At 74.7% G+C, this 23,826-nt stretch carries 12 protein-coding genes; 3 read left to right on the top strand and 9 right to left on the bottom strand.

Annotation, left to right across the window (positions count from 1 at the left end; translation table 11 throughout):
• Positions 1 to 123: 123 nt before the first annotated feature.
• Both pbpC and WME98_RS51915 read right to left on the bottom strand, forming a co-directional pair.
• Positions 124 to 2,643: a penicillin-binding protein 1C gene (pbpC, locus tag WME98_RS51910; RefSeq protein WP_437948992.1), complete on the bottom strand. Its 2,520-nt coding sequence runs from the start codon at positions 2,641 to 2,643 to the stop codon at positions 124 to 126.
• A 3-nt stretch (positions 2,644 to 2,646) separates the two neighbouring features.
• On the bottom strand, positions 2,647 to 8,418 hold the full coding sequence (locus tag WME98_RS51915) for an Ig-like domain-containing protein (protein WP_437948993.1): 5,772 nt from the start codon (positions 8,416 to 8,418) through the stop codon (positions 2,647 to 2,649).
• Between the two features lie 364 nt (positions 8,419 to 8,782).
• Here WME98_RS51915 and WME98_RS51920 point away from each other — a divergent pair, with 364 nt between their 5' ends.
• Together WME98_RS51920 and WME98_RS51925 are read left to right on the top strand one after the other, a co-directional pair.
• The gene (locus WME98_RS51920; protein WP_437948994.1) at positions 8,783 to 10,999 is read left to right on the top strand and encodes an ATP-binding protein; all 2,217 of its coding nucleotides are present in this window, start codon (positions 8,783 to 8,785) and stop codon (positions 10,997 to 10,999) included.
• A complete protein-coding gene (locus WME98_RS51925; RefSeq protein ID WP_061622704.1) occupies positions 10,996 to 11,625 on the top strand; it encodes a response regulator transcription factor in 630 nt (209 codons plus the stop codon). The genes WME98_RS51920 and WME98_RS51925 overlap by 4 nt, the downstream gene beginning before the upstream one ends.
• A gap of 428 nt (positions 11,626 to 12,053) precedes the next feature.
• On the opposite strand, the gene WME98_RS51930 is transcribed toward WME98_RS51925, so the two are convergent.
• Both WME98_RS51930 and WME98_RS51935 read right to left on the bottom strand, forming a co-directional pair.
• Positions 12,054 to 13,727 (bottom strand): hypothetical protein, encoded by a 1,674-nt coding sequence (locus tag WME98_RS51930; RefSeq protein ID WP_437948995.1) that lies wholly within the window; start codon positions 13,725 to 13,727, stop codon positions 12,054 to 12,056.
• A 22-nt stretch (positions 13,728 to 13,749) separates the two neighbouring features.
• A complete protein-coding gene (locus tag WME98_RS51935; protein WP_437948996.1) occupies positions 13,750 to 15,744 on the bottom strand; it encodes a CHAT domain-containing protein in 1,995 nt (664 codons plus the stop codon).
• Positions 15,745 to 15,923: 179 nt separating this feature from the next.
• On the opposite strand from WME98_RS51935, the gene WME98_RS51940 reads away from it, so the two are divergent.
• The gene (locus WME98_RS51940) at positions 15,924 to 17,192 is read left to right on the top strand and encodes a hypothetical protein (protein ID WP_437948997.1); all 1,269 of its coding nucleotides are present in this window, start codon (positions 15,924 to 15,926) and stop codon (positions 17,190 to 17,192) included.
• A 26-nt stretch (positions 17,193 to 17,218) separates the two neighbouring features.
• On the opposite strand, the gene WME98_RS51945 is transcribed toward WME98_RS51940, so the two are convergent.
• From WME98_RS51945 to WME98_RS51965, 5 genes are read right to left on the bottom strand one after another with little or no spacing between them, the layout of a single operon-like run.
• Positions 17,219 to 17,794 (bottom strand): hypothetical protein, encoded by a 576-nt coding sequence (locus WME98_RS51945; protein ID WP_437948998.1) that lies wholly within the window; start codon positions 17,792 to 17,794, stop codon positions 17,219 to 17,221.
• Positions 17,795 to 17,796: 2 nt separating this feature from the next.
• A complete protein-coding gene (locus WME98_RS51950; RefSeq protein ID WP_437948999.1) occupies positions 17,797 to 19,488 on the bottom strand; it encodes a hypothetical protein in 1,692 nt (563 codons plus the stop codon).
• Positions 19,488 to 20,843, bottom strand: coding sequence for a metallophosphoesterase (locus WME98_RS51955; RefSeq protein ID WP_437949000.1), 1,356 nt, complete (start codon positions 20,841 to 20,843; stop codon positions 19,488 to 19,490). Before WME98_RS51955 ends, WME98_RS51950 begins: the two co-directional genes overlap by 1 nt.
• A gap of 42 nt (positions 20,844 to 20,885) precedes the next feature.
• Positions 20,886 to 22,106 (bottom strand): hypothetical protein, encoded by a 1,221-nt coding sequence (locus WME98_RS51960; RefSeq protein ID WP_437949001.1) that lies wholly within the window; start codon positions 22,104 to 22,106, stop codon positions 20,886 to 20,888.
• Positions 22,103 to 23,800 (bottom strand): peptidoglycan-binding domain-containing protein, encoded by a 1,698-nt coding sequence (locus WME98_RS51965; protein ID WP_437949002.1) that lies wholly within the window; start codon positions 23,798 to 23,800, stop codon positions 22,103 to 22,105. Before WME98_RS51965 ends, WME98_RS51960 begins: the two co-directional genes overlap by 4 nt.
• Positions 23,801 to 23,826 lie beyond the last annotated feature (26 nt).

Genomic DNA, 23,826 nt, shown 5'->3' on the forward strand with positions numbered 1-23,826 from the left:
ACGGAGGGGAACGAGGACCTCTGCCCCAGGCAGCGGCCGGCAGCGCTCGTTCCAGTTCGTGGAGGAGGAGCACCGCGACCTCGGCTGGACCCCGACCCACGCCATCCTCCCCTCGCCCGCCGCTCACTCCACCGAGAACGCGATCTCCTCGCCGGCGGACGCGCCGTCCGCCTCGACGCGGAGCCGGTGCGCGCCGGCGACGAGCGGCCAGTCGAGCGAGAACGGCGGGCCGACCTCGATCGGGCGGCCGTCGAGCACGAAGCGCGCGCGGCGCACGCCCGGCGGGACGTCGGCGCGGAGCCGGATGGCCTGCTGCGAGTTGACCGAGGGGTCGAGGACGAACCGGGCGCCGTCGGGCGGGTACGCGACGCGGACGCGCGCGCCGGCCGGAGGGACGCCGTCACCCCCGGGGAGCGGGCCGCAGAGGGGTGAAGCCTCCTCGGGCGCGATGGGGCGGCCGGCGGCGCGCGCCCAGGCGGTGAGCTCCGCGTCGTAGCGCTCGAAGACGCGCTCCTCGACCGCGGCGTCCGGGCAGGCGCCGGCGCGCAGGCCGTTCCTGCGATCGACGCGCACGGCCTCGTGCATGTCGCACGGCGCGAGCACCGCGGCGTCGGCGCGCGGGAGGAGCTCCCGGCGGCGGTGCGGGCAGACGGCGGTCGGCTTCATGCCGGACAGGCTGCAGACCTCGGCCTCGACGAGGTGCTCGGGATCGGGCGGATCGAAGGGGCGCGGCGGCCGGACGCGCGCGGCGGCGAGCATGGCGTCGCGGAAGAGCGGGCCCGCGCCGGTGATGCCGCTGACGCCGCCCATGGGCGCGCCGTCGAAGTTGCCGACCCAGACGGCGACCGTGACGTCGGGCGTGAAGCCGACCGCGAGGTTGTCGCGGAACCCCTTGGAGGTGCCCGTCTTCGCGGCCACGGGGAACGGCAGGTCGAGCGCGCTGCCCTCGCCGAACGAGGCGATGCGCGCCTTGTCGTCGGCGAGGATGTCGACGATCACCCGGGCGCGCGCGGCGTCGAGGACGCGCGCGCCGCGCGCGGGCGCCACGTCGGAGACCGGGCCGCCCGCGGGCGACGCGAGCGCGAGCGCGCGCACGGCGCGCACCGGCAGGTAGACGCCGCCGCGCGCGAGCGTGGCGTAGGCGTTCGCGAGATCGAGGAGGCGGACCTCGCCGTCGCCGAGCGCGATCGCGACGCCGTAGCGCGACGGCTCGCGATCGAGCGAACCGAGGCCGAGCTCGCGGAGCCGCGCGAGGACGCGCTCGGGGCCGAGCGCGGCCGCCGTCCAGACCGCCGGGACGTTGTACGAGCTGGCGAGCGCGTCCCGCAGACGAACCGGGCCGTGGAAGCGCCCGTCGTAGTTGCGCGGCGCGTAGCTGCCGTCCGCCGTCGGGAACGAGAGCTCGACGTCGGGCAGGACGGTCGCGGCCGTGAACCCGAGCTGCTCCATGGCGAGCTCGTAGACGAACGGCTTGAGGGCGGAGCCGGGCTGGCGCAGCGCGAGGACGCCATCGTTGTGGCCGAGCCCGGCCGCGTCCTCGATGTCGTGCGAGCCGACGTACGCGAGGATCTCGCCGGTCGCGTTCTCGAGCACCACCACGGCCGCGGCGCCGACGTCGCGGTCCGAGAGGCCGCGGACGGTCTGCTGCGCGAGGACCTCGATCTCACGCTGGAGGCCCCGGTCGATCGTCAGGGTGATCGAGCTCGCCCGGCCGCGCAGCGGCGCCGCGCCGGCGCCGCCCGCCTCGGCGCCGGCGCCCGGGCCCAGCACGCCGCCGAGCACGGCGCGGACGAGGTGCGGCGCGCCGAGGCCGCTGCCCTTCGGGGCGAGCGCGATCGGCTCGGCGCGGGCGCGGGCGACCTCGGCCTCGCCGGCGAGGCCGGCCGCGAGCATGCGGTCGAGGACGCGGTTCCGGCGGCGCTCGAGCGGGCCGGCGCCGCGGCGCGGATCGTAGAGCGCGGGGCCGCGCGGCATGCTGGCGAGCGCGGCGGCCTCGGCGAGCGACAGGTCCGCGGTGGGCTTGTCGAAGTAGAAACGGCTCGCGGCCTCGACGCCGCGCAGGCCCGGGCCGAACGCGACGCGGTTCAGGTACTGCTCGAGGATCTCGCGCTTCGAGAGCGACGCCTCGATGCGCAGCGCGAGCGCCATCTCGCCGAGCTTGCCGCGCACGGTGCGGGGGCGCGGCACGAGCGCGCGCGAGAGCTGCTGCGTGATCGTGGACGCGCCCGAGACGACGCGCCGCTCCGCCGCGAGCTGGCCGAGCGCGCGCACGATCGCGAGCGGGTCGACGCCGGGGTGGACCGCGAACCGCCGGTCCTCCGCGGCGAGGAGCGCGCGCTGGATGCGGTCGCCGGCCTCGGCGAGCGGCAGCCAGCGGGCGCGGGCGCCGTCGCCGGCGCGGAGCTCGCGGAGCACCGTGCCGTGGCGGTCGAGCAGCACCGTGGAGACGGCGCGCTCCTCGGGAGCAGCGAGCTCCGGCGGGAGCTTCGTGAGGGCCGCGGCGACGGCGAGCAGGAGCCACGGCGCGACGGCGAGGACGAGCGCGACCCGCGCCGCGCGGCGCAGGAGGAGCGGCAGGCGCGGGCGGGCAGCCGCGAGCCAGCGCCGCGCGCGGCCGGATCCGGGCGAGGAGAGCGCGCCCACGGCTCAGCGCGGGCGCGGCGCCGCGTCCCGGCTGCCGACCTTGACCGCGAGGGCGCCCGTCCGGCCGAAGACCTCGGGGCTGTACATCTCCTCGGCGCGCGCGGGCGGGACCACGAACGCCCCGAGCGTCGTGGCGCGCGCGAGGTACCGGTAGCGGTACATCCCGGCGGCCATGTGGTCGACGAAGAACAGGACCCGGTCGTCGCGGACCTCGCGGACGAAGCGGCTCGGCTCGTACGCGCGGCCGGTCGCGCGCAGGTCGTCCTGGTCGACGTCGGCGTCGGCGCCCTCGTCGTCCGCCTGGGCCTCCGCCGCGTCGACGTCGAGCGAGCGCGCGGACGTCGCGAGGCGGGCGTCGATCGCCTCGAGGCCGGCCGGCAGCGGGTCGTCGATGACCACGAAGTCGCGCGGCGAGGGCGTCACCACGAGGATCTCGCCGAGCACGAGGTCGCCGCCGGCGAAGGCGAGCGACGCGGGCGCCGCGCCCGCCGCGGCGCCGGGCGGCGCGCCGCCGAGCGCCGCGGCGAGGTCCTCGGGCGCGAGCGCGCGCAGCGACTTCTCGATATAGAAGCCGCGGTCGAGCCCCGCCGTCGGGAGCTGCTTGCGCGCGTAGCGGAGCCGCGCCTCGTAGAAGAGCCGGCCGCGCCCGTCGACGGTGAACGCGAGCGGCGCGCCGCCGGCGCTCGCGAGCCGCGCCGCGGGGATCGACGTCTTGACCTGCTCGGTCGTGGGGCCGTGGAACGGCGCGGAGAACAGCTCGGCCTGGCCAAGGAACACCCGCGCCTCGAAGTCGGGCGCCGCCTTCTCCTGCGCCCTCCGGTACGCATCGAGCGCGATCAGCGCCCACGCCGTCTCCTGCGTGCTGCGCCACGTGCCGCCGCGGCGATCCGCGAGCAGGCCGGCCGCGAGCCGCGCGGCGAGCGGGTGCGCGGGGCGGGCCGCGAGCAGCGCGCGCAGCACGAGCGCCGAGGTGCGGGCCTCGGAGTCCATGAGGACCGCGTACGCGTCGCCGTGGTTGTGGACGGCCCGCGCGATCGGGCCGTCGAGGCGCAGCGCGCCCTCGAGCTCGCCCACGAGCTGGTCGACGGCCGCCCGGTCGCTCTTGCCGAGCACCATCGCGTGCGCGAGCAGCGCCTTCGAGAAGAGCGGCAGCTTCTCGCGCTCGTCGAACAGCCGGCTCGCGCGCCCCGGATCCGGGGCGCCGATCTCCGCGAGCACGTCGAGGATGAACGGCGCCGTCGCCCGGAGCAGCGGATCGTCGCCGGCCTCGTTGAGCCGCGCCCGCACGAACGAGGTCGCGCGCTCCATCGCGTCGGCCGGCACCGCCACCCCGTGGCGCTTCGCCTCGCCGAGGCCCCACAGCGCGTACGCGGTGGTCCACAGGTCGGCCCTGTCCGACTCGGCGAAGAAGCCGAAGCCCCCGTCCCCGCGCTGGTGCGAGAGGATCTCCCGCACCGTCTTGCCGATCACGGCGGTGAGGTCCTTCGGCAGCGCGATCCCGTAGGCCTTCGCGAGATCGCGCAGCGACAGGAGCGGCACCATGCGGCTCGTCAGCTGCTCGGTGCACCCGTACGGGTACTCGAGGAGCTGCTCCACGCCGCCGCCGAGGCCCACGAGCGCCGTCGGCGCGAGGCTCACCGTGAGCCCGCCGGTGTCGTCGCGGATCGCCGACAGATCCCCGAGCTTCTCCGCGCTCGCGGTGGTCGTGTCGCCGTAGAGCGCGACGGCCTCCGGCGACATGGGCGCCCTGATCTCGCGGGTCACCTCGACGACGTCCGACGCGCCGCCGCCGCTCGCGCGGAAGCGCAGCGTCGCCGGGCCGGCCCGCGGCGCCGAGAGCGCGAAGCGGACCTCGGCCGACGCGCCCGGGGCGAGCTCCACGGCGCGCTTTCCGGCGCCCTGGAGCGTGAGCCCCGACGCGGCGACCTCCACCTCGACCGTCGCCGGCTTGCCGAGCCCCTTCGAGGTGACGACCACGCCCGCGTCGATCGCGTCGCCGGCGCGGAGGAAGCGGGGCAGCGCCGGCCGGGCCATGAGCGGCTGGCTCGCCGTCACGCGCGACTCGCCGTAGCCGAAGCGATCGTCCTCGGCGGCCACCACCGCCATCACCCGGTAGGTCGTGAGCGAGTCCGGCAGCTTGAAGCTCGCGCTCACCTTCCCGGCGGCGTCGGTGACGATCGCGGGGTGGTAGTACGCGCTCTGCCGGAAGTCGCGGCGCACGCCCGTGCCGCCCTGCGCGCCGCCGCCGCCCGCGCGCCCCTTGTCGGCGCCGAGGTCGGCGAACGGGTTGCGCACGCGGGCGAGCGCCTCGCGCGTCTCGACGGTCGCCACCCGCAGGCTGCGCGGCGCCCCGAAGACGGGGACCGGATCCGGCGTCTCGTAGCCGGTCAGCGACAGCACGCCCTCGTCCACGGCGTAGAGCGCGACCTCCGCGCGGGCGGGCCGGCCGGCGCGATCGCGGACGTCGACGTCGACGCGGATCGGATCGCCGGGGCGCGCGTCCACCTTGTCCGGGACGACGCGCACCGCGAGCCGCTGCGCCTCCGGGTTCACGCGCAGCGGCGCGTAGCCGAGGCGGAACGCCGGCGCGCCGACGTCGGGCCCCGGCGCCCCGCCCTTCCCGGGCGCGGGCGGCGGCTTCGTGCGCCCGCGCAGGAGCAGCACCGAGACGAACGCGTTCGGCCGGAGGTCGTCGGTGATCGGCACGTCGATCACCGGCATGGCGCCCGACAGCTTCACCCGCCGGTGCGAGGCGATCCCGGCGCGCTCGACCGTGACCAGCGCGTCGGCGGACGCGAACGGCGACTTCACGATCACGCGCGCCGTCTGCCCGACCTCGTAGCTGTCGCGGTCGGGCACGAGCTCGACCTGGAGCTGGTCGCTGTCGCCGAAGCCGCCGCCGCCCTCGCCCAGCGCGTAGACCCCGGCGGCGGCGCCGACCGGGTTGCCGCGGCGGTCCTTGGCCGTCGCGTGCAGGAGGTAGTAGCCGCCGGACGGCACCGTGAGCTCGCAGCTCCGCGGCGCCGCCGCCGTCGTGACGCCGCAGCGCGCGACGACCTTGTCGACCGGCGCGCTCACGCTGCGGTACGCGCTGCCGCTCTCCTCGCGGGCGAGGGTCCACGTCCGCTGCACGAGCTCGACCCGGACGGCGACCTGCGCGACGCGCGCCCCCTTCGGATCGACGGCGAGGATCTCCGGCCGGAGCACGTCGCCCGCCTTCGCGAAGCGATCGGGCTCCTTGAGGGCGACGTAGAATTCGGCCGGGTGCACGAGCGCCGTCGAGCTCCCGGCGATCGCCTGCCGCGACACGTCCGTGATCTCCGCCTCGCACGTCACGGACTCGGTGCCGCGCTGCCCCGGCATGGCGAGCGCCGCGCCGATCGCCGCCTGCCCGGCCGCGTCGAGCTTCTCGCGCCCGCTCTGCACCTCGAACTGGCGCGGGGCCCGGTCCGGCAGCGCGTCGGTGAGCTCGTCCTCGCGGACCGTGAACCCCTCGATCCCCGGCGGCGAGAACGCGGCCGGCGCGCGGGTCACCGAGAGCCGGGCCTCCGCGTTGGTCATCGGCGCCCCGAACAGGTAGTCGCCGCGCGCGATCCAGCGCGCCTTGTCGCCGCGCACGTAGCTCGGCCGGTCGCTCTCGACGCTCACCTTGAACTCGGCCGGGCGGTACTCGGCGACCTCGACGCTGCCGGTCACGTCCGGCCACCCCGCGTCGCCCCCCTGGACCGTGGCGGCGAGGCTGTACGTGCCGAGCCGCGCGGTCTCCGGGATCTTCACGTCGGCCGAGAAGGTGCCGAAGGCGCTGAGCGACGGCGACAGCGTGACGAGCGCCTCGCCGTCGGGCCCCTCGACCTTGAACGCGACGCGCCTGCCCGCCGGCGTCCTCGTCCCGCGCGCCGCCTCCTCGCGGAAGATCCCCTTCACGCGCACGGTGTCGCCCGGCCGGTAGATGCCGCGATCCGAGAACACCATCCCGAACGGGCGCGCCTCGCCGAAGTCGGACGGCGCGCCGAACCGCCACCCGCTGAGCGCGTCGGCCACGCGGCGGTACGTCCAGTCGTCGCCCGAGCGCGCGAAGATCACGCCGCGCTCCGGCCCCGACGAGGCCGACGGGCGGTACACCGCCGCGGGGACGACCGCGAACCCATCCGCGTCGGTGACCACCGCGGCGGGCGACCGCGCGTCCGGGGTCCGGATCCACACGTTGGCGCCGGGCACCGGCGCGCCGGTCGACAGGCGCGTCACCCACACGAGCGAGCCGTTCGGCGACACCTTCGCGCTGATCCCGAGGTCGGTCACCTGCGCGATCACCGCCTCGGACGCGGCGCGCGCGTGCCGCGTGCCGGGCCGGGCGGTGTAGCTGATCCCGATCGCGAGCGGCCCGCGCTTTCCCTCGCCGCCCAGCACCTCGCTGGCCCGCACGAGGTGCGTCGACGGCGTGTTCGTCGCGGCGGCCGGGCGCAGGACCGACCGCTTGCCGGCGGGCAGCGCCGCGATCTCGTCCATCTTGGGGCTCCGCCCCGGGCTGTGCGGATCGGCCTCCAGCGCGAGCACCGCCTCCTCGGTCATGGCCCCGACCGCGAGCGACAGCTCGCGCACGTTCACGGACACGACCGGGATCTCGCGCCGCTGCGCCGGCTCGAACACGCTCCCGGTGAGGCCGATCTGCGCCTCGGGCCAGCGGTCGCCGAACGCGACCTCCCGGGTGGCGGCGCCGGCGAGCGCCTGGCCGTGCTCGTCGCGCAGGCCGGCGGCGACGCGCACCTGGTAGCTGCGCCCCGGCGCGAAGGCACCGCCGAGGTGGATGTGGCTCGTGAACGCGTCGTCCTCCAGCCACCCGGGCCACCTCAGCTTGACGGCGGGCTCCACCGAGATCGCCCGCTTGGCGTCGGCGAGGCGGACGGGGTTCGAGAAGGCGAGCGAGAAGCCGCCTTCGGTCGCGCACGCCCCCTGCGGCGTGTCGCGATCGCAGTCGGTGCGCACCACCCGGAGCGGCCCGTAGGTGCGGTACGAGAACCGCTGCTCCTCGCCGGCCGGCAGCGGCCCTTCGCGGCCGCGGAGGCTCGCGGCCACGGCGAGCTCGATCTCGCTGTCGCGCGGCAGCGGCGCGCGCGGGACGACCTCGGCGAGCAGCTCGTTCTTCGGGTCGGGGCGCCGGACGTCGAACGCCACCTTGGCCGCGCGGCCGCCCGCCGTGAGGGACACGCTCCGCGCGACCTCGGCGGTGTCGACCGGCTGGTTGAACCGGAGCTCGAACCGAGCGTCCGGCCGGAGGTCGTCCTTGCCCGACCACGGCTCGACGCGCGCGACCTTGGGCAGCTCGGTGCGAAAAGAGAGCACGTACGGCGTCTCGAGCGCGCTGCCGTCGAGCGCGCGCGTGCCGGCCGGGACCTCGACGGTGAACGCGGTGCCGCGCGGCAGGTGCCCGTCGGGGGCGAACGTGAGGCCGCTCGTGCCGACCCAGCGCCAGCGCCCCGGCGCGGGCGGCTTGAGGATCGCGGGCGCGGCGGCCTCGCCGCCGGCGAGGTCGAGCGGCCGCATCGGCCGGTTGAAGACGAGGCTGATCTCGGCGGGGCTCGTCGTCTGCCCGCGGGGCGCGCCGAACACCACCGCGAAGGGGCCTTCCGCGGGCCTTCCGCCGGGGTCGAGCGCGCCGGGGGCCAGGGTCCCGCGGGGCGGGACGTTGGGGGCGCGCGCGCCCTGAACGCACGCCAGGCTGAGGGCGATGGCCGCCAGGGCGGCGGGCGCGAACCGGAGGCGCGAAGCGGCGGACATGGCCCGCGACTCAGCAATGGTGGTGCCGCGGGCGCAAGGGGCATGTCGGCAGCGGAAGCCGGAGCGCGATGTGGCAGGCGAGACACACCCGACGAGCGGCGGTGACGCGCGGCCCCCAGCCCCGGCGTCCTCGAACGTGCCCTTCATCCGGGCTGCGCGGCCAGGCGGCCGTGGAGGTCGAGGCGCGCGTTGGCCAGCTCGGCGCATGTCGTCTGCGCGCCTCGGTAACCCCTTTGGACATGATGAGAACGCCGAAACAGCCGTGATAAGTTCATCTCTCTTGTTGACGACACCAGCGCGAAGAAGGGAGCGGGAGCGATCTGCGGCGCCGTCGAGGCATCCACGGAATTCCTGTTCGGCGCTCGTGCTCCCGATCGCGACCTTCGCGATCGCGTTCGGCGCGCCCGCGCCGGCGCTGGCGGACCAAGCGCCGGCGCAGGTCCTGGTCTTCCAGTCGGATGACCCGACCGCGCCGGCCATGTCCTCGATCAACGGCGAGCTCCGGGAATCGGTGCGGGTCGGGTGGGGCGGGCCGGTCACCTTCAAGCTCGAGTTCCTCGACCTGTCGTGGTTCGACACCCCCGATTACACGCGCGAGCTCCGCCGCTTCTATCGGGCGAAATACAGCAGCTATCACCCCGGCGTGATCGTCGCGCTCCGGCTCGACGTGCTCCGGGTCGTGCTCGATCTGCGGCGCGAGCTGTGGTCCGGCGTGCCCGTGCTCTTCCTGAGCGAGGACCGGAGCGCCGCCCTCGCGGTGCCCGCCGCGCCGGACGTCACCGGGATCTGGCTCGACTACGCGTGGCTCCGGACGGCGGAGGGCGCGCTGCGCCTCCTCCCCGACACGCGAGAGGTCGCGCTCGTCATGGGCGCGAGCCCCTGGGAACGCGCGCGCCACGACGGGATCGCCCGCGATCTCGGCCCCCTCGCCGGCCGCGTCGCGCTCCTGGACCTCGCGAGCCTGCCGCTCGCCGAGCTCGATCGGCGCCTCGCCGCGCTCCCGGAGAACGCCATCGTCCTGTTCGACACGTTCTACATGGATGGCGCCGGGGACCGCTTCGTCGGGCTACAGGCCTTCGAGCGGATCCGAGCGCAGACCCAGCGCCCGTTCTTCTCCGTTCACGGCGTCGGGCTCGGCAAAGGGATCGTCGGCGGGGAGATCGTCGACTACGGGCGGGTCGGGCGCGACCTGGGCGGGATTACGCTGCGGCTCCTCGGCGGCGAGCCCGCGGCGTCGATCCCGATCCGCGCCGCGGACGCGAACGCGCTCGCCTTCGACGCGCGCGAGCTCGCCCTCTTCCGGATCCCCGAGGAACGCTTGCCGCCCGGCGCCGAGGTCCACTTCCGGGTGCCGTCCTTCTGGGATCTTTACCGCCGGTGGGCGGTGGGCGCCGCGGTCGCGGTCACGCTCCAGACCACCCTGATCGCCGCGCTCGTCGTCGAGCGGCGGCGGCGCGGGCGCGCTCAGGCGATGAGCGACGCCGTGCTCGCCTCGATGGTCGGCTTCGTGGCGGTCGTGGACAGGACCGGGGTGATGCTCCGCACGAACCGGGCGTGGGCGCGCGCGCCGCGCGAGGGGGCGCCGGGCCCGCTCGACCGTGTCGCCGAGGGGGAGAGCTACCTCGGCGCGTTCCAGCGGGCCGCGGCGGCGGGCGACGCCGGCGCCGGGCGGGTCGTGGAGCTCGTGGAGGGGGTGCTCGCCGGGCGCGACGTCGAGGGCACGGTCGAGTACCGTCACGATGGCGCCGAGCGCTGGACCGAGGTGCGGGCGCGGCGGCTCTCGTGGAAGGACGGCGGGGCGGTCGTCTCCCACTTCGACGTGACCGGCCGGAAGCGCGCCGAGCGCCAGGCGCGCGAGTCGCTCAGCGCGCTCTCGCACCTCAACCGCGTGGCGGCGATGGGCGAGCTCGCGTCCTCGATCGCGCACGAGATCAACCAGCCGCTCTCCGCGGTGCTCACGAGCGCGCAGGCGGCGGAGATCCTGCTGCGCCGCGCGGCGCCGGACGTCGCGGAGGTGGGCGCTGCCCTCGAGGAGATCGTCGCCGGCGCCCGGCGGGCCGGCCAGGTGATCCGGCGGATGCGCGTGCTGCTGAAGAAGGGCGAGGCGCAGAGGGAACGGTGCGACCTGAACGAGGCGGCGCGCGAGGTGGCGCGGCTCGTGGGCAACGACGCGCTCCTGCGCGGGGCGACGATCGCGCTGGAGCTCGCGCCCGACCTGCCCGCGGTGCGGGGCGATGCGGTCCAGCTCCAGCAGGTGGCGCTGAACCTGATCTCGAACGCGCTCGACGCCGTCTCCGGACGGCCGTACGGCGACCGCCGGGTGATCGTGAGGACGGCGCGCACCGACGGGCGCGTGGCGCTCGTGGTGGAGGACTCGGGCGAGGGGGGCGCGATGGATGATCTCGAGCGGTTCTTCGAGCCGTTCTTCACGACGAAGTCGGAGGGCCTCGGCCTCGGGCTCTGCATCAGCCGGTCGATCGCGGACGCGCACGGCGGTCGGCTGTGGGCCGAGCGCGCGCCCGCGGGCGGCGTGGCTGCGCGCCTCGAGCTGCCGGGCGAGGCGGCGCAGGAGGAACGATGACGGGCGTGACGGCGAAGGTCGTGGTGATCGACGACGACGGCGCGGTGCTGCGGAGCGTGGGCCGGTTGCTCGGCGCCTCGGGCTACGAGGTGGAGCTGTTCGAGGGGGCGCGCGCGTTCCTGGCGTCCGCGGCGGCGGCGCCGGACGCGCGGGCCGGCTGCGTGATCGTGGACCTGGCGATGCCGGAGCTCGGCGGGCTCGACCTCCAGGCGGCGCTCAGGGCGTCCGGGTGCCGGCTGCCGCTCATCTTCATCACCGGACACGGGGACGTGCGCGCGTCGGTGCAGGCGATGAAGGAGGGCGCGGTGGACTTCCTGCTGAAGCCGCTCGAGGCGGACGAGGTGCTCGCGGCCGTGAGGCGCGCGATGGACCTCGACGCGCGGGCGCGGGCGGCGCGGGAGGAACGGGAGGCGCTCGCGGCGCGGCTCGACGCGCTCACGCCGCGCGAGCGGCAGGTGTGCGACCGGATCGCGCGCGGGCGGCTGAACAAGCAGATCGCGGCGGAGCTGGGGCTCGCCGAGTCGACCGTGAAGCAGCACCGGGCGAGCGCGACGGCAAAGCTCGGGGTGGCGTCGGCGGCGGAGCTCGCGGCGCTGCTGGAGCGGAGCGGCGGGCGAGACGGGTGAGCGCCGCGACGGGGAGGGTCGCTTGATCTGCGAGGTCTGGCCGAGGACCGGACGCCTGGAGAGCGGATGCGGCCTCGGGATCGACGATGTCGGCGGGCGCTGGATCCGGGCGTGACGAACAGCCCGCTTTCCTGAGCCCAAACGCAGGGCGACATCACGGGTCCCGTCGCGCGTCAAGCTGTCCGAAGGGACGATGGCGCGCGCGCCTGCGCCGGCGTTAGGTACGTGGCCGCACGCTCCTGAGCGGTGATGGCTCGTCTCGGCAAGAGCGCTCCAGACACCGGAGAGACCTCATGTACTTCGCGTCTCATGGCGCCGGGGCTGCTGCGTCGCGCCGGCTCGTGCGGTTCGCACACGTTCTTGATGTGCAGATGCCGGCAAACGCCGCCTGATCGACGATGTGGGTTGCACGACGCCGCGAAGCTCCCTCACCGCCCGAGTCGCTCGCGGCCGCCCGCGCGATAGGCGTCGACCCAGCTCCACAACGTCTCCAGCGACACCCGCGCGCGCGCCGCGATCGCGCGCGGCGCCTCGTCTCCGCGGATCATCGCCAGCACGGCCGCCTCCCGCGCCTGCGCCCCGGGCGCAGCGCCTCCGGCCGGCGCCTCCGGCGGGGTACACCCCACCTCGGCAGGCGCGGGCGCCTCGGCGCGCAGCGCGAGCTGCTGGAGCGGCAGCCGCGCCGCCGGATCGCCGAGCAGCACGTAGCCGCGGAGATCGTTGCGCAGCATCCACAGGTGAGCGCGATCGGCGCGATCCGTGGGATCGGCGCGGCCCGCCGCGCGCGCGTCGGCCTCGCGCTGGTAGCTCTGCGCGAGATCGTCGTTCGCGCCGCGGTAGAACTCCATCAGCGCCTCCAGCGCGATCCCCGCGCGACTGCCGCGGACCAGCACCTCGAGCGGGCGATAGATACGGGACTTCTTGCTCTCCGACAGGCTCCTCGTCCCCGAGAAGCCGTACGTCCACGCGAGGTCGACGTGGCCGATGACGGCGAGCGGCCCCGCCGGGTTGGCCAGCGCGGCCTGCGGCAGGGCCGCGACGAAGGGGCGGTTGCCGGACGCGGGGAGGCTGTGCAGCACGGCTTTCAGGCTGCCGCCATAACGATCCTCCTGCGCGAGCTGCGAGAGCCATGCGTGATAGACGCTCTCCGCCGGCGTGCCCGCGCCGAGGCAGGCCAGGTAGAACCACATGCCTCCCGGCAAGAACGCCTGTCCCCGCAGCCGCTCGGCGTCGAGGATCTCGTCGTGGGCGATCACGAGCGCCCCCTGGCGCCGCCAGGCGTCTTCCTCTCTGCGCCAGCCGCGCCGGGGCGCGCCCAGGCCGTGGCTCACCGAGAGCAGCACCGAGGGGCGCGCGCCGCCGCCCCCGGCGAGCAGATCGTCCACGCTGCCGGCGGAGATCTCGCGCACCGCGGCCGCGGGGAGCTTGCCCCTGGCGTGCGCTTCCATCGACGTGGCCACGCTCGGGTCGACGAGCCTGAGCTTGCCCGCGACCGTGGCCGCCGAGCCGTCGGGCGCGGCGTAGAAGAGCAGCTCCGGCGAGGCCTCGGGCGTGCCGCGCTGCGCGTAGCGGACGACCTTCTCGGCGTAGGCGGCATAGCCGGCGAGATCCGTCTCTCCCGCGCCGTCCGCGAAGTGGACGCGCCCCGCGAGCGCGTCATTGGCGAGCGCGTGCTGGAGCTCCACCGAGGTGTGATGGAGATCGCCGAGCATCATCAGGTAAAGGGGCCTGTCCTCCTCCGCCACCTCCTCGGACCAGTAGATGTCTCTCCGGAAGTCCGCAGATCGCTTGGCGTCCATCCCGTGCGGCACGCGGTACACGCGCGCGGGAGAGCCCTGCTCGGCCTCGCGCAGCGCGACGAGCGGCTGGATCGCCTCGAGCATCCGGTCGCCCTCCCGGCCCTCCGGCGCGATCACCGCCCATCGCTGGAGGGTGAGGTCGTTGCGATCGGCGTCGGTGCGGCGCCAGTGGTTGGCGTCGCGGGCCTTCCTGGGCCTCGGCGCGCGCTGGGCGGTGTCGTCGGGCAGCCCCTCGTCGAGCACGGGGCGGCGCTCGTCGGCGTCGGCGAGCAGGAGGTCCAGCCGGTCCTCGCGGGGGATCATGGTCAATGGCTCCTCGGGTGTGTCACGAGGCGTCCTCGAGCGCGAAGGCGTCGAGCTGCTCCGCGAGCTCCACCAGATCTCCGGTGGTGGCCGCGATGTGGCCCGTGCCGGGCAGCCCGCCGCCGTTGCCCCAGATCTCGATCTCGCTCCCTTCGACCCCAGGCGCGAGGACGGCCAGGCTGTCCGGGGGCGCCGGGCGTTGATCGTAGAGCCAGCGCAGCAGCATGCGGTGGCGGAAGTCGAGGCTCGAGAGCGCGACGAAGAGGCCGGGCTGCACGCGCGGCCGCGCCAGGAGCTCCTCCATCCATAGCGGCGGCCGGGCGCCGTCAGCGCCGAGGGGGCCGTGGATGTGATCGTCCTCGGTGAGCAGCGGCGGCGAGAAGATGGGGCGCGGCTCGGCCGAGTAGCCGCCGTACAGGCGGAGCACGACGATCTCGCTGTCGAGATCGAAGCGCCTGGGCATGACGGGATCCATCTTCCACGTCGCCGCCCCCGCGGCGCGCTTGACGACGCGCGGCTTGCCGGAAGCGCCCAGGAGGGACGGCTGGATGGCGTACACGGTCCGCTGCGGCAGCCTCTGCGCGATCGCGTGCTCGAGGCAGGGCCGCCAGAGCAGCGTGACGTGGACGCCCGGCCGGACGAAGCGCGCGAGCGCCTCGACGAGCGGCGGGGCCGTCGCGGCGGGCGCAGCGGTCAGCGCCTGCTGGAAGAGCGAGTGCAGCACCTCCTGCCCGAACCGGAGCACGCAGCGCTGGGTGAGCGCGCTCAGCGACATCCCCTGCGCCGCCGGCTCGCCGCTCTCCTGCATGAACTGCTCGAGCTCCCGCTGGAGCGCGGCGCGATCGTCCTCGAGATCGCCGAGCACCATCGTGAACGGCCGCTCGAGCAGGCCCTGGAGCGCGGGCGCGAGCGCCCTCGATCGGCCCTTCTTCCCCGGCTTCGTCACGCGGCGGCCCTGGAAGTTGAAGACCACCGAGTCCGAGCCGCGGAGGTACAGGATCGGCGAGAACGCCTCGGCGCTCTGGGACAGCAGCGTCCGCCGCGCCGCCGCCACGCTCGCGCCGATGTCGCCCTGGCCCAGCGAGGCGCCCGTGAGCGCGCGGTAGAGCTCGGTCGAGCACGCGCGCGCCACGTCGGCCTTCACCGGCCAGAGGTGCGCCACCACGGCGTCCGCGCCCGCCCTGGCCAGGATCTCCGCCGCGCTGCCGAGCGCGCCCGCCCTGGCGCCCTCGCAGGCCTCGAGGATCACGAGGCGCAGCTCCTCGCAGAAGGCGGCCGAGAGCTCGCGGCCCAGCGCCTCGGCGGTGATCCAGGCCTCCTCGCCGTCCTCGTCGTCCGAGACGCGCAGGACGGGCTTGCCCGAGAGATCCACGCCGCCGTGGCCGAGCCAGTGCACGACGTGCGGGCTCTTGCCGCGACGGAGCCGATCGAAGAGGGCCCGCGCGCTGATCTCCGGCCCGGCGATCGGATCGAGCCACTCCACCTCGCCGGCGTCGATCGACGGGGCGAGCGCCTCGCGCAGCACGTCGAGGGCCCGCTCGCCGGCGCCCGGCGCGATCCCGAGCACCCGGACGGCGCCCTTGACCTCGCGCGGCTCCCACGGCTCCGACGAGGTGACGCCGCGCGCGAAGAGCACCCGGGGGTCGGTCCCCAGAAACCCTTCGGACGTCCCCGGCCTGCAGAGCGCCTCCCAGGGGATGGCCTGGAGCGCGTGATCGCGGGCGAAGAGCCGCAAGAGGAGCGGCCCGCCCTTCGACGCCTCGCCGAGCCGCACGAGGACGTCGCGCAGCTCCCGTTTGAAGACCTCCTCGTGGAGCGCCTGCGATTCGCTCACCGCCGCTGGATCGAGCGATTTACCGCCGCGGACCGCCCTCCCGATCTTGTTGGCGAAGGTCTGCAGGGCACCGAGGCCCTGCTCGGCGGCTATCGCGTGCCCCGCGGGGCGCTCTCCCCGGCTGCCACGCGCGTTGACGCGCACCTCATCACCGCTGATGTCGAGCTCGATCTCCAACCACATCGAAAGACAAGCCTCGCTACGTTGTGCTCCCTGCCGTGTTCGACTCCGTGGCTTTGTAGACCGCAGCAGGAGGATTTCTCACCTTAAAAACTATTAAGAACGCATCGGCGGAAACGTCCTTGGGGTGTGATTAATGATGTGTGCCGGCAGGCGTGCGCGACTGAGGAACGGACACGATCATGGAACTCACGGACGATTCTCGCTCACGATGGCTCGGCAGATATGAGGCCCCGCGCTCCATCCGCCGTCGCGACGGCTTCCACGTCGTCGCGGCGACGCGCGCCGGGGACGCGGAGCCCTGCGTGGTCATCGTGCCCGGCCCGGCCGTCAGCGCGGCGCGGGCGAAGGCCGTATTCGCCGAGATCGAGCGCGTCCACGCGCTCCTCGATCACCCGCTCATCCCGAAGGTCGCGGCGCGCGGCGTCGCCGACGGCATGCCGTACATCGAGCTCGCCTGTGACGCCGTGATCGACGGCGTCGACCTCACGAGCCTCCTGAACGACGCCGGCTGGACGGTGCCGCCCGGGAGCGCGGCCGGCCTCGTCGCGAGCCTCCGCGAGGCGATGCGGGCGGCCCACGCGGTGATCGATCCGAAGCACGGGCGGCCCGTCTGCATCGGTCGCGTCTCGTGCGCTGACGTCCTCTTCTCCCGCGAAGGGCGCTTTTATCTCGTCGGCTACGGCAGGGATGCCCCGCTCGAGAGGGACGGAGGACAGCCGATCGACAGGGTCCTGGAGTTCCAGGCGCCCGAGGTGGCGGCGGGCGGCGAGCCGACCCCGGCGGGCGACGAGCTCGCGCTGTCGCTCCTCGCGCGGTCGCTCCGCCACGCGGTCCAGGGCAGCGCGGCGAGCGCGCGCGGCGCCGACCGGAACCTCCGCGCGATGGACCTCGAGCCGCCCGGGCAGCTGGAGCGGCGCGCCCCTTTCGCGCCGGCGCACGCGCGGAGGCGCGCCGAGGAGGCGGACCTCCGCCACCACCTCGCGCCCTGCAGCGAGGCGCCGGATCCCGAGGGGTTCGCGTCGCTCGTGGCCAGCTTGCTCGCCGGGCGGCCGCTGCCGCTCGCCGCGGAGGCGCCGCCGGCCTGCCCGCCCACGCTGGTCCTCGGCTGCGAGGTGCGCTGGATCGCGGCGAAGGACGGCGAGAAGCACACGCTCGGGCACGCGCTCAGCCGCATCGTGACGGCCCTCGTCGACCGGCACGACGAGGCGCCGGACGCCTCGCTCTCGCTCCAGGACCTGTTCGAGGCGGGCTGGCCCGGCGAGCGGCCGGTGGCGGGCGCGGGGGCCAACCGCGTCTACGTGGCCCTGACCCAGCTCCGCCGCATGGGGCTCAGGGAGGTCATCGAGCGCAATGAGCACGGTTATCGCCTCGCGCCGCGCGCCGTCGTCCGGTTCGTCTCGCCTCGGACCGACCACGCGCGACCTCAGGACACGCGCTCTGCCCCGTGACGGGCGCGGCGCGCCCGCCGCCGCCGCTATCTCGCCTTCTGCTCCCCGGCGAACGTCTCTGCCACCTTGAGCACGAGCCGCTCGCTGAAGCCGGCGATGAACGCGATCGCGAAGGCCTTGCTGTTGTCGGCGTCCCCGAGGTTCAGCACCCTCGACTGGAGGAACGCGTACGCGGCGAGCCCCGGCAGCGCCCCGAGGACGGCGCGCGAGAGGGTGACCCGCGCGTCCGACGCCTGCGCGTGAGCCCTGGCCCGGCGGGAAGAGCCCTTGAGCGATCGAGCAGCGCTGAAGGTGGCTCCCAGGACGCCAAACGAGAAGACGCCGAGGAGGGTCCGATATCCCCAGGCAGGCCATTGCTGGACGGGAGCTCGCGCCGTGGCCGTGAGCGCCACGAGGAGCATCAGGACGAGGAGGGCGAGCAGCGCGAGCGTCCAGAGCTGCTCCCGGAGGCGCCGGCTGCTGGTGTTGACGCTGTCGACGCGATCGCGTCGGCGCGACCGCAGGGCGAGGCGCCGCCGGGCCCTGCGTGGCGGCGCCTCGCCCACGGCCTCGGCGGGGGGGCGGGCCGGCGGGGCGTCGGGCTCCTCTTCGGGCGCGCGCACCGCTACGGCAGCTCGCCCAGCGCCGCGAGCCCGGCCTCGCAATAGGCGTCGTACCAGCGCTGGAGCTCTTCGCGCGTGATACCGTATCTCTCGGCGATCTTCCTGTCGCCCTCCTCCCCGAGGATCTTCTCGTGGACGGCGCGCTGCATGCGCGCCGCGTCCCGCGCGCGCCCCGCCGCCGGGGCCGGCGGCGCGGTAGGCAGCTGCGGGACGGGCGAGCGCACCTCCGCCGGCGCGGGCGTGGCCTTGACGGCTCCCCTGTCGCGGTCGATCGCGAGCCGCGCCGCCGGATCCCCCAGGAGGACGTACCCCGCGAGATCCTCGCGCAGCATCCACAGGTTCGCCCGCCGCTTCGCGCGACCCTGGTCGGGGGCGAGCGGCTTGCCCGCCGTCTCGGCCCTCGCCTCTTGGTTGTACATCGCGGCGAGCTCGTGGTTGGCGTTCCCCAGGTAACGGAGGAGCTCGTTGTACGAGTTGCCCACGCGGGCGCCCTTGACCAGCGAGCTGAAGACGCCCTCGAACCGCGACGCCCTGTCCTTGCCGTCGGGCCCCATGTCCTGGAAGCTGTAGGTCCAGGCCAGATCGATGTGGGCCATGACCGCGAGCGGGCCGCGCGGGCTCGCCAGCGCGGCCTGCGGCAGCGCGGCGATGAAGGGCCGATCGCCCGGCCTGGGGAGGCCGGCGAGCACGCCGTCGACCCGGCCGCCGAAGCCGCCCGCGTCGCGCAGGCGGGCGAGCCAGTGGTGGTAGGCGCTCGCCGCCGGCGTCCCGCCGCCATAACACGCGAGGAAGAACCAGATCCCGCCGGGCAGAAAGGGCCTGTCGCCGAGGTCCTCGGCCGCGATGCGCACGCCGGAGCCCAGGCTCATCGCCCCTTGCACGGCGCGCTGCTCGTCCGCCGACGTCCATCCCCTGCGGGGCGCGCCCAGGCCGTGGCTCATGGTGAACAGCATCGACGGCTCCGGCCGCTCGAGCTGCTCGAGGAGCGCGCTCCTCGCCGCCTCGGCGCCGTCATACCCGATCTCCTCGATGTCCCTCGCCTTGAAGCTGCCCCTCTGCCGGGTGTCGCGGCACCGCGCCACGCTGGGCGCGACGAGCGCCCTGTGGCCGATGGTGGTCGCCGCGGTGCCGTCCTGCGCGGTGAAGAAGAGCGCCCGCGCCCGCGCCTCCCTCGGAGGGGCGCGCTCCGAGGAGAGGAGCTTGTCCACGTACGCCGCGTAGCCGGCGGCGGACCGGGACACCAGGCGACCGACGAGCGCCTCGCTCGCCATGGCCTGCTGGAGCTCGAGCGAGACCTCGTCGAGGTCGCCCAGCACGAGCAGATACCGCGGCAGATCCTCGAGCGCGGCCGACTCGTCATGATAGACGCTCTTGCTCCACCGGATCGCCGCGTCCGCGTCCATGCCGGCGGGGACGCGGTAAGGCACGACGGGCGCGCCCTGGTCCTGCTCCCGCTTCCGGATCAGGGGCTCGACGAGCGCGAGCAGGGCGTCGCCCGCCGGCCCCTCGGGCGCGATGACGGACCAGCGCTGGAGCGAGAGGTCGTTGGGATCGTCGGAGAAATCGGCGAAATCGTGGATCAGCTCCTCTCCGCCGGGCTGCGCCTCGTCCGCGGCGGACTCGAGCGGCAGCCCCTCTTCGAGGACGGGTCGTTGATCGTCGGCGTGGCAGAGGAGCAGCTCGATGTCGGACATCACGCCTCCCTCCCAGGCGCCGCGCCCCCCGGGGGCACGCGCGCGGCCTCCAGGGAGCGGAGCTCTCCATCGTCCCATTGCACGAGCCGCATCGTCGCGCCGCCGTCCGGGTGCGCGTCGAGGAGCACGGCGGTGAGGCGCCGGACGGTCTTCGCCGCCCGCTGCCGCTCGGGCAGGAGCCTCGGGTTGTTCCGCAGCTCTTCGAGGAACTCGGCCCACGCCTCGTCTCCTGCGTCCGAGCGCGGCAGCTGCATCAGCCAGATCCACGTGCCCGTGTTGGCGAAGGCGATGCCGTCGGCCACCTTCCAGCGGGCCGCGTGCGTGTGGCCGAGCACCACCGCGCCGGCGTCGAACTTCTTCGCCAGGCGCCGGGCGTCGGCCCACTCGGCCTCCTCGGGCTCGAGGCGGAAGTACTCGTCACCGAGCGTGCCTGCGAGCCTCTTCTGCATGCCCGCGTAGAGCTTCAGGCCGGCGCGCGCGAGCTTGAGGCTCGCGGTCGACATCGTCTCTTCATCGGCGAACGCCGCGGGCCCGTCGCCGAGCGTGGCCTCGAGCGCCGCCGCCTCCTCGGCCTCGAGGCCCGCGTCGGCGAACCGCTCGGCGAGCCCGAGATCCTCCTCCTCCTCGGCGAACGAGGCCGCCGACCCCGCCTTCTTGAAGAGCTGCCAGGCGATGTCGAGCGAGGCCGCGCTGAAGAGCTGCTTCACGATCCCGGGCGCGACCGCGAGCGCGGCGAGCGCCGCGCCCTGGAAATCGGGCTTGAGCAGGCTCACGAAGCGCATGCCGTGCCGGCGCGCGATGGGGTTCATGAGCTGCTTCACGAGGACCGAGCCGGCCGCGTACCTGAACCGATCGAGCCGGGCCAGGCGCCCATAGTCGACCTTGTTCCAGTTGTCGTTGTGCTCGCCGTGGGTGACGAGGATCCGGGCGCCGCCGACGTCGAGGATCGCGGGGGCGTCGCCGAGCTGGAACGTGAGGCGCGCTGCGACCTCGGGCGGCTGATCCATCGCCGCGCGCAGGATCTCCTGCACCTCCGGGACGGCGAGCTCCACGTCGTGGTTGCCGAGGCGGACGATGACCTCGCCGCCGCGCGCGAGGACGCGCCCGAACGCCTCCAGCACGGCGGCGCTCGCGGGCGCGGCGGCGATCGCGCGGGCCTGCGCGGCGGCGCGCGCCGGATCGAGCTCCAGCGGGTCTTCGTTCATGAGGAAGTCGACGCCATCGCCGTTGACCACGACCCGCGCGGGCTCGCCCGCGATCCGGTCGAGGAGCGCGGGGAGCGCCTCGCCCCCGGCGAAGACGTCGTAGTCGCCCCCGTTGCCGAGGTGCAGATCACTGATGATGAGGGTACGCATGAGGGTTGTCTCCCGGGTTGCTGGTTCGCCCGCTGCCGCGGCTCAGCGGAGCGCCGCGGGCGGCGCCCAGATCGCCTGGTGAGGGCGGTTGTGCAGGCCCTGGGCCGGGCTCCACGACATCTTCGCGTTGCCCTTTGCATCGCAGAAGACGTCGAGCAGCGGCCGGTTGTCCGGGGCGAGCTTGGTCGGCGCGTCGGACTTCGAGTTGACGCACCACGTGGGCTCGATGCGGTCGTGGAAGGGGGCGCCGCGCAGCGAACGGAGCAGCCAGGAGATGGGGAGGCCCTCGTCCTCCATCGACATCCACTCCGAGCGATAGAGCAGCGCGCCGTCGCCGCGGCGCCGGAGGAGCAGGCGGGCGCGCCCGCGCGGCTTCAGATCGCTCTTGATCTCTCCGAGGCCGTCGATCCGGGCGATCCCGCGGAACGACCACCGACCGCCGGAGAGCGCCGGCGGGATGAACGGCCACCAGTGCGACTCCCAGAGCATGCGCGCGCCCCTCCCGGCGGCGGCGTGCACCGCGGGGTCGTTGAACGACGTGGTGGTGTCCCAGAGCTGCCATTTGCGCTCGACCGGGTGCTTGCGGATCACCATCGCCACGTGGCCGCTCCCGGCGCCCGCGGCGCCGGACGCCGACCAGAAGAGGCACGAGCCGACCGTGACCTTCTCCCAGAGGTCGTCGGGCCAGTCGGCGAGCACCTTCGGGACGGAGGTCCAGCCGTCGCCCAGCCTGGCTGCAGCCGGCAGCGCGTCGGTCCCGCAGCCGATGTCGCCGTACGGGCCGCCGTCCCAGCCGCCGATGCAGAGCGCGGTGGTCACCGACTGCTGGCACTGCCCCACGATCGGGTACCGCCCGCTGCCGGCGATCGCCTTCGCGACCCCTCTTTGCGCGCCGTAGAAGAAGGCTGGCATCGTGTACGGAATGCCGGTCTGGTGCTCGGCGATGGCTCGCGCCCAGTCCTCGCGGTCGCCGGAGGCGGTGTCGTAATCGGGGTGCGAGAAGACGTCGCCGATCCCCTCCCTGGCGCGGGACAGGATGAACGCGGCGAGGCCCTCGGCGTCCTCGGGCCCGCGCAGGCCGTGCTCGGGCGGGTCCAGCAGGTTCACGGTGCGGACGAGCTGCGGCGGCGGCTCGTCGTCGGCGAACGCGACCGGGCGAGCCAGCCACTCCTCGGGCGGCTCGGCGGGCGCCGGGTCCATGTCCACCCACGCGGGGACGCTCGTCCACGGCGGGGCTCCGTCATCGCTCTTCTCTGCGGTCATCGGTGCTCCTCCTCTTCCTTTCGATTCGATGTCTCCGCGCCTGTCGTCCGGGTCGCCGCGCCCGCGGCGAGGGCCGCGTCGATGGCCGCGACCGTCGCCGCGCCGACCACGCCGTCGGCGGCGAGGCCGCGCTCGGCCTGGAACCGCTTCACGGCCGCCTCGAGGCCCGGACCGAACGCGCCGTCGGCGCCGCCAGGCGCGCTCTCGCCCAGCGCGAGCAACGCCTCCTGCAACGCCTTCACCCCGGGTCCCCTCGCCCCTCTCCGGAGCGCGCCCCGACCCGAGGCGACGCTCTCCAGATCGGGCTGCGCGGCGAGGGGCGCGCGCGTGAGGCGCGGATCCTTCGGCGGGGGCGCCGCCGCGGGCGCGCCCATCGCGGTGGCGAACGGGTCATCCGCCGGAGGCCCCGCGGCATGGAGGAAGGGCTCGTCCAGGCAATCGAGCCCGTCGTCCTTCATGTGCCGGAAGTACAGCCGGAACTGCTTGAAGTCCGGGATCCACCTGTGCTTGCGCGCCTTGCCGTAGAAGTAGCGGCCCACGAGCGCGGCGAGGCGCCGGTCGCGCTCCTCCGACGGCGACCCGGGGCCGAGCTGCGGTACGGCCCACTCGAGACACCCGATCACGTACCCGGGCGCCCAGTGCTTGAGGTGCGCGATCAGGTTGAACAGCGCCTGCGTCGCGATCGCGTCGGCGCCGCAGATGTTGCCCGAGCCATCCATGAACGTGCGGAGCTGGGCCTCGGTCACCGCGTCGCGCGTGGCTGGGTTCCTGGCCAGGTCGATCAGCAGGTGGAGGAGCGGGACGGAGCGGCGCACGATCTCGAGCGCTTCCTTGCCTCCGGTGACGACCGTGCCGGCGTCGAGATCGACGACGTCGTACACGTTGCTGCCGCGGTAGCGGACGCCGGCGGCGCCCAGCGCGTCGCGCACGGCGTCGTTCGCGGTCGCCCGCTCCATCACCTTGCCCAGCCAGCCGCGGCCGCCCCAGCCCGTCCCCCAGGTGACGATCTGGTCATCGTAGGTGTTGATGGCGGCGGTGCTGCCCTCGCGCGCCTGGAACGCGCGAAAGGCCATGATCTTCCGCCGGTCGGCGGAGCTCGCCCTCGCCGCCCGGGCGTCGATATACCGGTGCAGGTAAGCGAGGTGAGCCTTGTCCGCGCTGCCTGTGTAGACGTGCCCTGCGCCCCAGGGCTTGAGCCCCGGCTCGACCGGCACGGCGGCGCGGAACCGCGCGATCTCGGCGGTGAGATGCTCGGGCAGCGCGCTCCCTGCCTCCACCGCGCCCGAGCCGCGCGCGTGATCCTCCCAGACCGGGAGAGCGCCGTCCGCGAACGAAAGCGCCCCGCCCGAGCCCCCCCTGGCCCGGGCGGGATCGGGGCCGGGCGCGGGGAGCGACAGATCGGCGTACGCGGCGGAGGATCGGAGCTCGGCCACGCCCGCGAGCGACGTCTGGATCTGCTCGAGCAGCGCGGCGTGGAGCTCCGCGCGCCGGGCCTCCTCGATCTCGTCGAGGCCGATCTCCCAGGTGTACGACGCGCCCTTCCCGCGCAGGATCCGGTGCGCGAAGAGCGCCGGATCGAACGTGGGAAAGGCTCCTAGCGCGAAGGCCGAGGCGCGCGAGAGCAGGTCTCGCTCGACCTCCTCCGCGTCGCCCCGCGTGGCGGCGAGCTCGAACAGAAAGACGTTCCGTGACATGGCAGGTCCCTTTCGGCGGTGACGTC

The sequence above is a fragment of the Sorangium sp. So ce296 genome (assembly GCF_051529605.1).
Taxonomy (GTDB): domain Bacteria; phylum Myxococcota_A; class Polyangia; order Polyangiales; family Polyangiaceae; genus Sorangium; species Sorangium cellulosum_D.

Bases quoted from the DNA above. Each gene is read 5' to 3' on its own strand.
- WME98_RS51915 (WP_437948993.1), bottom strand. From the start codon at position 8,418: ATGTCCGCCGCTTCGCGCCTCCGGTTCGCGCCCGCCGCCCTGGCGGCC.
- WME98_RS51925 (WP_061622704.1), top strand. From the start codon at position 10,996: ATGACGGGCGTGACGGCGAAGGTCGTGGTGATCGACGACGACGGCGCG.
- WME98_RS51930 (WP_437948995.1), bottom strand. From the start codon at position 13,727: ATGATCCCCCGCGAGGACCGGCTGGACCTCCTGCTCGCCGACGCCGAC.
- WME98_RS51935 (WP_437948996.1), bottom strand. From the start codon at position 15,744: ATGTGGTTGGAGATCGAGCTCGACATCAGCGGTGATGAGGTGCGCGTC.
- WME98_RS51940 (WP_437948997.1), top strand. From the start codon at position 15,924: ATGGAACTCACGGACGATTCTCGCTCACGATGGCTCGGCAGATATGAG.
- WME98_RS51950 (WP_437948999.1), bottom strand. From the start codon at position 19,488: ATGTCCGACATCGAGCTGCTCCTCTGCCACGCCGACGATCAACGACCC.
- WME98_RS51955 (WP_437949000.1), bottom strand. From the start codon at position 20,843: ATGCGTACCCTCATCATCAGTGATCTGCACCTCGGCAACGGGGGCGAC.
- WME98_RS51960 (WP_437949001.1), bottom strand. From the start codon at position 22,106: ATGACCGCAGAGAAGAGCGATGACGGAGCCCCGCCGTGGACGAGCGTC.
- WME98_RS51965 (WP_437949002.1), bottom strand. From the start codon at position 23,800: ATGTCACGGAACGTCTTTCTGTTCGAGCTCGCCGCCACGCGGGGCGAC.